An 11,714-nucleotide genomic window follows, 5' to 3' on the forward strand; every position below is an offset into this window, starting at 1 on the left:
TGCTGTCGGCTCGTTGATGATGCGCAGCACTTCCAAACCGGCAATGCGGCCCGCGTCTTTGGTGGCCTGCCGCTGCGAGTCGTTAAAGTAAGCGGGAACCGTGATCACCGCTTGGGTGACTGGCTGGCCCAGGTAGCGGCTGGCATCATCCGCTAGCTTGCGCAGCACCATGGCCGAAATCTCTTCCGGCGCAAATTCCTTGTTCAGGCGGGGTGCGTACAGTTTGACATTGCCCCGCTCATCCCGCCGTACCTGGTAGGAGACCCGCTTGGAGTCGGCATTCAGCTCATCGTACCTACGACCGATGAACCGCTTAACCGAGTAGAACGTGTTTTCCGGGTTGAGCACCGCTTGGCGGCGGGCCATTTGGCCCACCAGGCGCTCTCCATCTTTGGTGAAGGCGACCACCGAGGGTGTGGTGCGAGTACCCTCAGCATTGGCGATGACGGTGGGGACACCCCCCTCCATCACGGCGACAACCGAGTTGGTTGTGCCCAGGTCAATTCCTACAACTTTTCCCATCGGCTCCTTGTTCTCCTCTTCTTGAGTACATTGCTTCGGTTACCGCCGCCAGCCTGTGTGAAGTAGCTTGGGCAGCCAATCTGTGAAAATCCGGCAGATGCTTGGTCACTTCCTGGGTCGATCCTAACCAGCTGGTTGGCGAGGCCAGGGCGAGAATGCCGCCCATTTCTCGGGGCTGAAGGGCAAACCGGTTACGGATCTCCGTACCTGCAGCAGCCTTGCTTTCGGTGCCGCTTGGGGTACGGCCTGGGTTGGCAGCTATTGGCAACTCTTGGGGGACTGCTGCCAGGCTAGCTCTGGATAAGCTGCAGCGCCTCCAGGCCGCGGTTCACAACGGTTGCGGCCAGGGGCAGGTAGCCCATCTCCTCGGCCAGGGCTTGTCCTTCGGTAAGGGCCCAGCCGAGCACAGCTTGCAGGGCGGCGGCCATGGCGGGATCCGAGTACCGGCGGTAGGTCAGGATCCAGGTGTAGGTGACGATGGGATACGCTCCAGGGCCAGCGGGATCCGGCACAAAAGCCCGCAGGTTTTCCGGCAGCTCAATTTCGCTCAAGGCCAGGGCCGAGGCTTCCGGGGAGGGGAGAATGAACTCGCCGCGGCGGTTCTCCAGAGCTGCCACCGACAGATCCAGCTCGCGGGCATAGACCGACTCCACGTAGCCGATCACCCCTTCGCTGAGAAGCATTTGGGCGCTCATGCCCTCGTTGCCTTTCACCCCAATGCCCACCGGCCACTCCAGCGACATGCCAGCACCGACTTCCGAGGCCCAAGCCGGATCGATGGCCGCCAGGTGGCGGGTAAAGGTATCGGTGGTGCCGCTGCCATCGGAGCGGTAGCAGACGGTGATGGGCAGATCGGGAATGGTTAGCTCCGGGTTCAGGGCCAGGATCTCCGGATCCCGCCACTGGTCGATTTGGCCGCGAAAGATCTTCACCAAAACGGGTCGAGACAGCTTGAGTCCAGAAGGGATCCCCGGCAGGTTGTAGCCTACGGCAATGCTGCCTGCGGTCATCGGGATCATGACCACACCCCGCTTCACCTCGGCGATCTCGGCATCGGTCATGGCCACATCACTGGCGCCAAAGTCCACTGTCTGGTCAATAAATTGCCGGATCCCAGCGGCGCTGCCCACCGGTTGGAAATTGATCTCCACCTTGGGATCCACCTGGCGGTAATCGGAAAACCAGCGCAAGTAAAGAGGAGCCGGAAAGGTGGACCCGGCTCCGTTGATCAGCAAAACTTTGTCGGAGGACTGGCTGCCGGAGGCAGGAACGGGATCCCTGCCGCTGGGTTGGTCAGAACGGGATCCCCTTTGGCAGGCGCTCAAGGTAGCGCCGGTGGCCAATAAAGAAAGCAACACTTCTCGGCGACGGAAGCGGGGCAGTTGAGCCATGGTTCAGGTTCTCCGAGGTCACCGCCCCGATCCTTGTCTTGCCTGCGGGGCCCTGTCAAGGGTTGCCGGCGAGAGCTCTTGGGATCCCGTGCGTGGCCCACTTTCCCCAGGTGGCTGTCTTTCCCTCTGCGCCATCCCCGTATTCCTCGCTACGCTTCCCAGCAAAACTCAGGATCCAACCCAAGTCCAGAAAGGAAAGACAGAAAATGGAGAATTCAAGAGAAAAACAAAGAAAAACAGCGCAAACAAGAGATTGAGCGAGCTGAGTTCTGCGGCAGTTGCACAGAGATCCCCAAGCCAAAGCCTTGTCTGGCAAGGCTTAGCGGTTTTTGGGCCTGAGTCCCCCCGCACCAGAAAAATCTTGACATATTCTGGAATAAGGCAATATATTGTGGATTCTGTGCAGAAATCCTGCGCTGTTCACATCTCGGTATCTGGGGGACTACTATGCCGACTTTGACTCGTTCTCCCTGGACACTGCGAGACAGCGAAAAGCTCTATCGCATCTCAGGTTGGGGGGATCCCTACTTCCGTATCAACGCCGCCGGTCATGTGGAGGTGACCCCACAGGGCTTACAGCAGCAGGAACCGGGCATTGACCTGTACCACTTGGTGATGGATCTGGTGGCGCGGGGCCTGCAGTTGCCCCTCTTGATTCGCTTTCCCGAGATCGTGGCCGACCGCATGCGGCGGATTTGCGAGAGCTTTCAGCAGGCCATCCAGCGCTTTGGCTACCCCAACGTCTATCGGGGGGTTTACCCCGTTAAGGTGAACCAGCAGCGCCACCTGGTGGAGGAAGTGGTGAAGCACGGTCGTGCCTACCACTTTGGCCTGGAGGCGGGATCCAAGCCGGAGCTGTTGATTGCCCTAGCTTTGCTGGATACTCCCGGGGCTTTGCTGATCTGCAACGGCTACAAAGACCGGGATTTTATGGAGACGGCTCTCTTGGCCCAGCGGCTGGGGCGCACACCCATCATCGTTTTGGAGCGGCTGCAAGAGCTGGAGCTGGCGCTGCAGGCTGCCGACCAACTGGGCATTGACCCCATCTTGGGGGTACGGGCCAAGCTCTCCGCCCAGGGCAGTGGACGCTGGGGCACCTCGGCTGGGGATCGGGCTAAGTTCGGCCTCACGGCCACCGAGATTTTGCAAGTGGTGGAACGGCTGCGGGAAGCGGGCAAGCTGCATTGTCTACGCCTGTTGCACTACCACATCGGCTCCCAGATCTCGATGGTGAGCGTGCATGGACGAGCCGTGCGGGAAGCCAGCCAAATCTACATCGAACTCACCAAGCTGGGGGCCCCCATGGGCTACCTGGATATCGGCGGCGGCTTGGGGGTTGATTACGACGGATCCCAGTCCCCCAATCCTTTTTCCCAGAGCTACAGCATGGAGGACTACGCCGCCACCGTGGTGCAGACCGTGCTCACCGCCCTGGAACCCCACGGGATCCAGCCGCCGGTACTGGTGACCGAAAGCGGACGCGCCCTGATGTCCCACCAGTCGGTGCTGGTGTTTGACGTGCAAGATGTCAACGCTGCCAGCCCCTACCCGATGCCCACCCAGCTCACTTCCGATGCGGAGGTGATCCAGAAGCTAAACCAGCTTTACTACCAAATCCAGCCCGATACTCTGGTGGTCAATTACCGCCGTTGTCAGGAGCTGAAGGAGGCCGCCCTGCGCCAGTTCACTGAGGGATCCCTCAGCTTGCAGGAGCGAGCTGAAGTGGAGCGGCTGTTCTGGAACTGCTCCGACAAGATCTGCACCTTGGCCTACGAGCAGCACCAAGCAGGGCACCCCGTGGCAGTGGATCTCCTGGATCTGGACGAGATGCTGGCCAGCATCTACTACGGCAATTTCTCTCTATTCCAATCCCTGCCGGATAGCTGGGCCATCGACCAGGTCTTCCCCATCATGCCGATTCATCGTCTGGATGAGGAGCCACGCCAATGGGCCACCCTGGCCGATCTCACCTGCGACAGCGACGGCAAGATCAACCGCTTCTTTGGCGAAGATGGGCAGATCACCTCGGTCTTGCCGCTGCACGACCCCAACGGACATCCCTACCTGCTGGGGGTGTTTCTGGGGGGCGCTTACCAGGAGATTCTCGGAGATCTGCACAACCTGTTTGGCGATACCAACGCGGTGCATATTCGCTCCCGCCCCGGCGGCTACCACGTTTCCCAAGTCATCAAGGGGGACACCATCGGCGAGGTGCTGAGCTGGGTGCAGTACAACAGCGAAGATCTGGTGGAGACCCTCCACCACGCCACCGAGACCGCCCTGCAGCGAGGGCAGATCACGCTGGATCAAGCCCGCGCCTTGCAGCAGCACTTTGAAGACAATCTGCGGGCCTACACCTACTTGCACTGAAGGTGGTGTTCCTCGAAAAAATCCCTAAAACCAAACAGGGATCCCGGCCTAAAACCGGGATCCTTTTTGCTTCCAGATCAAACCAAATCAAAACCAGATCAAAAATTTGTCGATCACAGACGCACCGGACTGTCCAAAGCCAAGTTAATCGTTTGGTTAGGGCGCAACACCACGACTTGAGGTGCCGTGATATTGCCCACCGCCACTCCGGCTCCAGCTCCGCCAATAACCCCTAAAGCAGAAACGCCTCCTGTGAGCAAGCCCAGCACCGTACCCCCCACAGCACCAATGGCTGCATCTTGAGCAATCGCTTCGGCAGAATAGTGGCGCGGGTCTTTCTCAGTGTGGATCAAATCAGTGGATCAAATCAGAAGACATCTGCACCGAGTAAAGTCGCCCATTGGCAATCAAAGCTGTGCCGAAGAACCTGGCCCCTCCCTGAGTCGGTCGCAAGCTGCCTCGCACCTCGCTGCCTGCTGGAATCGCCAATTGGCCGCTGCCGTTGTAGATGTCCTGGGCTACCCGCAGGGTAAGTGGGTGGGTGCTGTTGGGACTGAAGTACTGGGGCTCTTCTCCCTTGAAGCTCTGGACGGGAATGATGGTGCCCGGCTGCAGTTGGCGCACTCCCAAATCAAACAAGTGCTGGGCAGAAGCAGATGGCATTGTCAACAGACCCATGCTGGGGATGGCTAAGCCAATCATCGCTGCCGAAAGAACACGAATGCTCATAAAAATTCTCCTTCTCCGGTAAATGTTCAATCAAGATTGCAACGAAAACGCAAACTCTTGCGAGCAGTTTAAAGATCAAGCCCGACGAACGAAGCCAATTAACGCCAACAAAACCAAAGCCCCAATCGTGGCCATCAACAAGCTTCCCAACAAGCCCGTAGCCGACAGGCCAAGTAAATCGAAGAGGAATCCTCCAAAAAATGCCCCGCAAACACCAACAATTATGTTGCCTATCAAGCCAAAGCCATAGCCGCGTCGGATATTTCCTGCCAGCCAACCTGCTAGGGCTCCGATTAGGAGAAACCAAAGTATGCTGTTCATAGAACCTACTTCCTCAAGGTATGCCGTTCCTACAGATTACCCCTTGTTGCAAGAAAATAAATGCTCCAAGAACCAACCTTCTATACACTCGGCACACTTGACGGCTACTTACCAAATTGGTAGCCTTTGCCGAGAACAGATGGTTATTTGTCTTTTGATAACAGACCTCTATGGAGATAAAGATAAGAATCTTGTGAATGATTATGAAAGGGATCCCCTGCTTGCTGCAGCTTCACAATACCTAAACCTCAAACAAAAAAAGACTGGCAGTGTGAGGTCTACCAGTCTGAGTCAGTTCCCTGTGAGTGAGCTGATGCCGTCGTTGCCAACGTCTTCAACCCAATCCCCAGTTTGTGTTGCTTTTTGCCATTTCGAAGTGATTTAGATCACTTGAAGCTTGAGGAGCCCGCAGCTTTGGCAAGCACTCCTGTCCTGATTTCTTCTACAGGGATCCCCCATCCCCACCCCTACGAACCCTGAGGCGACAAAGGGAGCATCTCAAAACCAATCAAAACAAAGGCAACTGCTCCTCTTCCACTGGGGCAAGGCTTGAAGATCCCAGCTCCTCCCAGTTGGGGGCCCAGTCTTGTAAAGGATCCACATATTCCTCCAACAACTGACGGGCCGCGGCCAGCAAATCGTTGTGCAAGGGGGCCAGATCGCTGCGGTCGGCCAGATACTGCTCCAGAGCCGTCAGGGGCTCAAGTCGGCTGGGATCCCATCCCGGCAGACGGATGCGGCTGGGGCTGACCACTTCTGGGGCGATGGTGTAGCTAAAAGCAGGGGCAAGAGCGTTGTGCAGAGCCCGCTCATCAATGCACTCTAGCTGGTCGGGCCGTATGCGGTAGATCAACCGCAGGATGGAGCCGGCCACGGGAGCCTTGGCGATGGCGGCCAGCAGCTTGGACTGCGCCTGCTGGGGTGGATCTGCGCTCAGATCCAGGCGAATGGTGTGAAAGGTACGGGTTGGCAGGGGCAAAAATTCATAGCTGGCCCCTGTAGGGGTGACTTCCACCAGCACACAGCCTTTTTCTTCTTTTTCTTCGCCAAAATCCACCCGGTCAATGCTGCCGGGATAGAGCATCAAGGGATCCCGACACAGCACCTGGTGACGGTGTACATGCCCCAAGGCAACATATTGATAGGCAGGCCGAGCCAGCAGCGAAAGGGGCACCGTAAATCCTCTGCCCACCGAAAGATGGCGTTCTGCTCCGTAGCGGGCTGTCTCCACCATGACGTGAGCCAACAAAATCGCCGGGATCCCTGGCTGCAGGGTGCGGATCTCCCCTTCTAGGGCTAGGCGGAGGCGCTGCAGGAGCTGATGCGCGAGGATTTCCCCTTCAAGCGCCAAGCTTTCCTGTTGGGCGAGTAGAGTAGAGCGACTCAGCCAAGGTAAAGTGGTCACCTGCACCGGGCCACCGCGAGTTTCGATCCGATGAGTTTCCAGTCTGTCCCCCACAATAAAGCCTGAGACCCCCAAAGCGCGGTAGATAGCCAGGCTGTTGCCTCCCTGTCCCTGCCCGTACTGATCGTGGTTGCCCACCAACAGGACGGTTGGGATCCCTGCATCGGCCAGGCGGCGAAACTGTTGGGCAAAAAGCTCTTGATGGAGAGGGGGGGGTGTCGCATCGGGGAAAGCATCGCCCCCAAACAACACCAGATCCACCGCTTGGTTGAGAGCATGGTCAATGCACAAGCGCAAAGAAGCTACAAAATCTTCCAAACGGGTATTCAGGCCGGTAGCTGGGTTAATGTGGCCGTAGGCAAGACCACTGCCCAGATGAATGTCGGAAAGATGTAGCAACCTTACCATCTTGGGCGCTCTTGGAGACTTTGCAGCTCTCCCATCTGTTGGGATAAACCTTGCCGTTCGCGTTAGCGGGACGGAGTCCTTTGGTTGTCCAGAATGGCAAACCCAGGGTTGAACAATCTTTGCTTAGGCTTGGCGGCGGGGCCTGGCTCGATCCAAACGCAGAGGCCGGCCCATGAATTCCTGCCCGTTCGCGCTCTCGATGGCTTCGTCCTCCTCAGCTTCAGTTGCCAGATCCACAAACGCGAAGCCTCGTGTCTGCCCGGTTTCTCGGTCTATCGGGATTGTAACCGACTTAACGTTCCACCTCTGCTGGAAGAAAGCTTTCAGTTCTTCTGTTGAGGCTTTATAGTTTAGGTTCCCCACAAAAATGGTCATGGCAATTCAAGCAAAGTAAGTCACCAATCAGCAAGGGTGGCAACAAAGCTCCAGAGTACTTCACTTCTATCATGGAGCCCTGCCGAATCGCCGAACATGACGGGATGTAAAGGGATCCCTGCCGGAAAATCTTCCCCCTTCCCCATCCAAAATGCACCTTTGTCCAACTTGACGGGCCTGTACTTTTTCTGCCACTGGGTTGAGGTTCTCTGCCCTCGCCTCGGCCAAGCTCCCTTCCGGCACGTCGAGATCCGGCATCTTGTCACGTTGTTGCGATTTGTTAAGATATGTATTATCCTGCTTGCACTACCTGGCCAGATCTGCGCTGTTGGAACTCTTTGCAGACCTCTCTACCTGAGCACCCTGAGGTGATAATGATGGATGAAGCGCTAGAGCTCTCTTTGGAGCAGCAATTTCGCCAGCGGGCTTTCGAGACCTTGGTTTCTCGCATGAGCCCCGAGCAGGCCAAAGACATTTTGGTCAAACTGCACAAGCAAATGCTGTTGCAGGAGGCCACTTACCGCCAACTGCTTCGTCATTCCCTCAGCGCCTGATGCACGCCCTTTCACTTCCCACCTGGTGGATTCACGTTGCCAGTGTTTTGGAGTGGATCGCTGCTGTTGTTCTCGTGTGGCAATTTGGGGAGCGGGTGGGCCAGCCCGAATGGCGAAGTTTGAGCTGGGCGATGCTGCCCGCTTTGTCGGGGGCAATGTGCGCAATCACCTGGCACTGGTTTGACAACGACCCCAAGTTAGACTGGGTGGTGACTGCACAGGCCAGCTTCACCTTGCTGGGCAACTGCACCTTGGCTTGGGCTGCTTACCGCATTTGGCGGGCTGAAAGGGTGGATGAGCCTGCACAGAAGGGGGATCCCGACTAGGCGATGAACAGTTTATTTGCCCTTTCTTTGTTCCCCTACCTGGTCTTTTTATTCTTCCTGTCGCGGCTGCGCCGGATCCCACGTTTGGCCTTGGTTGGATTTTGGCTGCTGTTGCTATTTGTTGCCGTCAGCATCCCGGCAGGGCTGTACGCTCAGGTTCACTACGGCACTTCCCTGGCCAACGTGGATCCCTTGCATGGAGGGGCAGAGGCTTTTCTCACCCTCTCCAATATTTTGGTGGCCTTGGGCTTTAAGCAGGGAATTGACCAACAGGCCCAACGACTTCCAGAGGCTGGCGACGGCAACCCTGAGCCATGATCATCCCAAACAGGTCCCTACCCCCTCTTCAAAATCAAAAAGGAGAAGAGAGTTAGGCAACAGTGGTTTCGGCGCAACTGGGACTGAATGTAGAATAGGGATCCAGGCCTGATACCTGCTGTTATTCTGTGAGATCTGCCAGATGGTGGCTACCCTTTCTGTTGCCGTTCCCAAAGTGAAGCTGAAGCATCCGCCCCTGCGCATTTATCGCATGGGGGACAAGGTGCTGCGGCAGCCGGCCAAGCGCATCAGCCAGGTCAACGACGAGATCCGCCAGCTTGCCCGGGACATGCTGCAGACCATGTACAGCTTTGATGGGATTGGTCTGGCGGCTCCGCAGGTTGGCATTCCCAAGCGCATGATTGTGGTGGATCTTTATCCCGATAAGCCGGAGGTGCCACCCCTGGTGCTGATCAACCCGGAGATTCGCGAGTACATTGGCGAGGCCGTTGCCGGGCAGGAGGGTTGCCTGAGCATTCCGGGGGTGTTTTGCGAGGTCGTGCGCCCAGAAGGGATTGTGGTTTCGTTTAAGGATGAAACGGGGCGGCCCCGCACCCTTCGAGCGGACGATTTGCTGGCGCGGGTGATCCAGCACGAAATCGACCACCTCAACGGCGTGTTGTTTGTGGATCACGTGGAAAACGAGCTGGTGCTGGATCAAGAGCTGCGCAAACACGGCTTCCAGATGCAGGATGTGCAACGCAAAGGCAAGCCCTCTGCTGTTCCCCGTTGAAGCCTTTCCAGACCGGTCCGGACGACTGTCGGTTTGGTTTAGTGTTGCAAGCGCTGGGCCAAGAGCTGCTCTTCCAGAGCGGCAATGCGGTTGTAGGCAGCGGTTAACTGGGCACTCAGGCGCTGTATTTGGGCTTCGGGGGCCAGCTCATGCCCCATGCTGCGGTTGCTCACCACAGTAGGTTCATCATCCAGCAGGAAGTTGTGGCTGCCATCTTCCACCAAGTCTGAGATTAGAACGCTGTAACGGGAGGGGGCGGGGGTGTTTTTTTTGGCTTCCTGGGTAGCCAGGAGAACAGCCACCACCTGCTCGGGCATCCGCTCGATGGCAGCTTTTAGCTCCTGTATTTGCGACTCCAGACGCTCAAGGTAGTGCTGCACTGCTTCGCTCATAGCTGCCCCAGTTTTCGACTACCTTCATTGAAAAAGGCAAATTTCGGATCCCCTCTTCTTCCCCCAGATCATTTAACGATTGCTTCCGGGAGGTGTTCCCCGAAACTCCTGGGTTCTCTCACAAGCCACAATTGAGGTGTGCATTTTCCGGAGATTTTGGTTTTCCGGTTACCCATTTCCCAAGCAAAAATCTCTGCAGATGCAGGATGCTGTTCAGGGATCCCGACCGCGGGGCTACACCTTGCCGGTTTTCGCCGTTGCTTCGGCCAGAGCTGCTCTTCACCACCTTCTGGGGATCCCTTTGGAGAAGGAAGGGGGGCGCTTGGCGATTGCGGTGCAGGCTGAGCCCCGGTCCCTTGAGGCTCGGATCCGGATCCCAGTGGAGCAGGTAGCTGCCTTGGAGAAGACAACAGCTCTGGCCATTACCCGCTCGGATCCCGGCCCCCACCTGGATCTCACCCGCGACACACCGGTCTGGGCTTGGGTGAGGTTGGAGGAGAGGGATCCCGAGGATCCCCCCTTGATCTTGGAAGCCGGGGAAGGGCTGGGGCGACGCACCGATGGCAGCCCGGCCATTTATGCCTATGCCCGCCGTTTGTTTGAGATCAATCTTTTGCCCGGGATCCCAGAGGGCTGCCGCCTGCGGGTGCGCATCATTTTGCCGGAAGGAAAGCTGCTGGCGGAGCGCACCTCCAATGCCGCTTTTGGGGTGCTGGAAGGGCTGGCCCTGTTGGGAACGCGGGCGGAGGTGGAGCCTTCCTCAAGTGTTGAGAGCTTAGAGCGAGCCCGCCAAGAGCTGCAACAGAAGCTGGAGCAGCACAAGCATTTGACCTTTTGCGTGGGCAGCCATGGGCAGCAAGTGGCGCTGCGGCAAGGGATCCCGGAAGACCAGATCCTGCGAGTAGCCAATTGGATAGGGCCGTTGCTGGTGGAAGCGGCGCTGCGGGGGGCGGAGTCCATTCATTTGATCGGCTACCACGGCAAGCTGATCAAGCTGGCGGGGGGGATCTTCACCACTTCCAGCCACGTGGCCGATGCCCGCTTGGAAATTCTGGCGGCAGCCCTGATCCGGCGTGGGGGAACGGCAGAACAGGCGCGGCAGGTGTTGGAGTTGCGGACAGTAGAGGCAGCGGTGCACTATCTGGATGGCCTTGGCTGGGCAGCACCCGTGATGGAGGAGTTGGCTCGCCAAATCCTGGAGCGAGCCGCAGGCTATGTGCAAAAGTATGCCGGTCGATCCCTGCTGTTGGCGGTGACGTTGTTCGACCGACAGGGGCAAATCTGCGCCCAGGTGGGGATCCCATAATGAGGTCATTTCGATTGAGACGAGGACATTGCAATCCCCCCGGATCCTCAACCATTTTTCTCCCGAAGTGTCTTAAGCGCTCCGTGCCGCCAAAGGCAACCACCCCCGGCTCCTCTCCCTTTAGTCCGTGCTCCAAAAGTCAATCCCTCTGCTCGAAACCCGCTGAGCAACGGTGGATCCCGGCCAAGACCACATAGGAGAGCGTTACGGCTGAGGAAGCAGATCCACTTTCCCAGCCACTGCCAATCAGACTCAGGTTGGCACTAGGATCCCACACCTAGTTCCCGGAGATGTTGACACTATCCACCTGCCAGCGAGTGGCCGAGCCGGAAGCTGTACCAGAAGAGCGATAGCGGAAGGCAATGTAAACACGGTTGGAAGGCTGGATCCCAGCCAGAGAAATCGGGCCGGAGTCGACGAAGCTGCCCGTAGAGAGAGTGGGAATCGTCAGAGCAGTCCAAGTGGCTGCATTCACTGCCGCTGGAGTGCCTGCACCGCTGTAGTTGGTGGAGTAAAGAACGCTTAGTTGTTGCGAAGGAGCATGCCTCTAACCCCCAAAACCCT

At 57.7% G+C, this 11,714-nt stretch carries 15 protein-coding genes and 1 pseudogene; 6 read left to right on the forward strand and 10 right to left on the reverse strand.

Annotated features, from left to right (window positions below):
* Both NW815_RS01085 and pstS read right to left on the reverse strand, forming a co-directional pair.
* A partial coding sequence (locus NW815_RS01085; protein WP_414415630.1) for an Hsp70 family protein occupies nucleotides 1-522 on the reverse strand: 522 nt, incomplete at its 3' end.
* Between the two features lie 290 nt (nucleotides 523-812).
* Nucleotides 813-1,913, reverse strand: coding sequence for a phosphate ABC transporter substrate-binding protein PstS (gene pstS / locus NW815_RS01090; RefSeq protein WP_414388944.1), 1,101 nt, complete (start codon nucleotides 1,911-1,913; stop codon nucleotides 813-815).
* 447 nt (nucleotides 1,914-2,360) lie between these two features.
* Between pstS and speA the strand changes: the two genes are divergently transcribed.
* Nucleotides 2,361-4,283, forward strand: a complete 1,923-nt coding sequence (gene speA, locus NW815_RS01095) for a biosynthetic arginine decarboxylase (RefSeq protein WP_414388946.1) — start codon at nucleotides 2,361-2,363, stop codon at nucleotides 4,281-4,283.
* A 113-nt stretch (nucleotides 4,284-4,396) separates the two neighbouring features.
* Here speA and NW815_RS01100 read toward each other — a convergent pair whose 3' ends face one another.
* From NW815_RS01100 to NW815_RS01125, 6 genes are all read right to left on the reverse strand, one after another.
* Nucleotides 4,397-4,636 carry a hypothetical protein gene (locus tag NW815_RS01100; RefSeq protein ID WP_414329398.1) on the reverse strand — a complete coding sequence of 80 codons (240 nt, stop codon included), beginning with the start codon at nucleotides 4,634-4,636 and terminating at the stop codon, nucleotides 4,397-4,399.
* 1 nt (nucleotide 4,637) lies between these two features.
* A complete protein-coding gene (locus NW815_RS01105; protein WP_414350220.1) occupies nucleotides 4,638-5,012 on the reverse strand; it encodes a hypothetical protein in 375 nt (124 codons plus the stop codon).
* Between the two features lie 75 nt (nucleotides 5,013-5,087).
* Complete coding sequence (locus NW815_RS01110; RefSeq protein WP_414350218.1) at nucleotides 5,088-5,333, reverse strand: GlsB/YeaQ/YmgE family stress response membrane protein; 246 nt, start codon at nucleotides 5,331-5,333, stop codon at nucleotides 5,088-5,090.
* A 508-nt stretch (nucleotides 5,334-5,841) separates the two neighbouring features.
* Nucleotides 5,842-7,146, reverse strand: coding sequence for a metallophosphoesterase family protein (locus NW815_RS01115; protein ID WP_414388947.1), 1,305 nt, complete (start codon nucleotides 7,144-7,146; stop codon nucleotides 5,842-5,844).
* Between the two features lie 123 nt (nucleotides 7,147-7,269).
* The gene (locus tag NW815_RS01120) at nucleotides 7,270-7,521 is read right to left on the reverse strand and encodes an RNA recognition motif domain-containing protein (protein WP_011434316.1); all 252 of its coding nucleotides are present in this window, start codon (nucleotides 7,519-7,521) and stop codon (nucleotides 7,270-7,272) included.
* Nucleotides 7,522-7,590: 69 nt separating this feature from the next.
* The gene (locus NW815_RS01125) at nucleotides 7,591-7,779 is read right to left on the reverse strand and encodes a hypothetical protein (RefSeq protein ID WP_414357677.1); all 189 of its coding nucleotides are present in this window, start codon (nucleotides 7,777-7,779) and stop codon (nucleotides 7,591-7,593) included.
* A 116-nt stretch (nucleotides 7,780-7,895) separates the two neighbouring features.
* On the opposite strand from NW815_RS01125, the gene NW815_RS01130 reads away from it, so the two are divergent.
* The 4 genes from NW815_RS01130 to def all read left to right on the forward strand — a co-directional run bounded on the left by NW815_RS01130 (nucleotide 7,896) and on the right by def (nucleotide 9,452).
* A complete protein-coding gene (locus tag NW815_RS01130) occupies nucleotides 7,896-8,075 on the forward strand; it encodes an NblA/ycf18 family protein (RefSeq protein ID WP_414415631.1) in 180 nt (59 codons plus the stop codon).
* Nucleotides 8,075-8,401, forward strand: a complete 327-nt coding sequence (locus tag NW815_RS01135; RefSeq protein WP_414357678.1) for a DUF2499 domain-containing protein — start codon at nucleotides 8,075-8,077, stop codon at nucleotides 8,399-8,401. The genes NW815_RS01130 and NW815_RS01135 overlap by 1 nt, the downstream gene beginning before the upstream one ends.
* Nucleotides 8,402-8,404: 3 nt before the next feature.
* Nucleotides 8,405-8,719 carry a DUF3593 domain-containing protein gene (locus NW815_RS01140; protein ID WP_414388950.1) on the forward strand — a complete coding sequence of 105 codons (315 nt, stop codon included), beginning with the start codon at nucleotides 8,405-8,407 and terminating at the stop codon, nucleotides 8,717-8,719.
* A 142-nt stretch (nucleotides 8,720-8,861) separates the two neighbouring features.
* Complete coding sequence (gene def, locus NW815_RS01145) at nucleotides 8,862-9,452, forward strand: peptide deformylase (RefSeq protein WP_414388951.1); 591 nt, start codon at nucleotides 8,862-8,864, stop codon at nucleotides 9,450-9,452.
* Nucleotides 9,453-9,490: 38 nt separating this feature from the next.
* Here the strand turns inward: def and NW815_RS01150 are convergent, their stop codons facing one another.
* Nucleotides 9,491-9,844, reverse strand: coding sequence for a hypothetical protein (locus NW815_RS01150; RefSeq protein ID WP_414350209.1), 354 nt, complete (start codon nucleotides 9,842-9,844; stop codon nucleotides 9,491-9,493).
* A gap of 199 nt (nucleotides 9,845-10,043) precedes the next feature.
* On the opposite strand from NW815_RS01150, the gene cbiD reads away from it, so the two are divergent.
* Complete coding sequence (gene cbiD, locus NW815_RS01155; protein ID WP_414415632.1) at nucleotides 10,044-11,150, forward strand: cobalt-precorrin-5B (C(1))-methyltransferase CbiD; 1,107 nt, start codon at nucleotides 10,044-10,046, stop codon at nucleotides 11,148-11,150.
* Nucleotides 11,151-11,427: 277 nt separating this feature from the next.
* Here cbiD and NW815_RS01160 read toward each other — a convergent pair.
* Nucleotides 11,428-11,673 (reverse strand): annotated as a pseudogene (locus NW815_RS01160) (DUF5017 domain-containing protein); the annotation flags it as partial.
* Nucleotides 11,674-11,714: the final 41 nt, after the last annotated feature.

Source organism: Synechococcus sp. R6-7 (assembly GCF_047461695.1).
GTDB lineage: Bacteria > Cyanobacteriota > Cyanobacteriia > Thermostichales > Thermostichaceae > Thermostichus.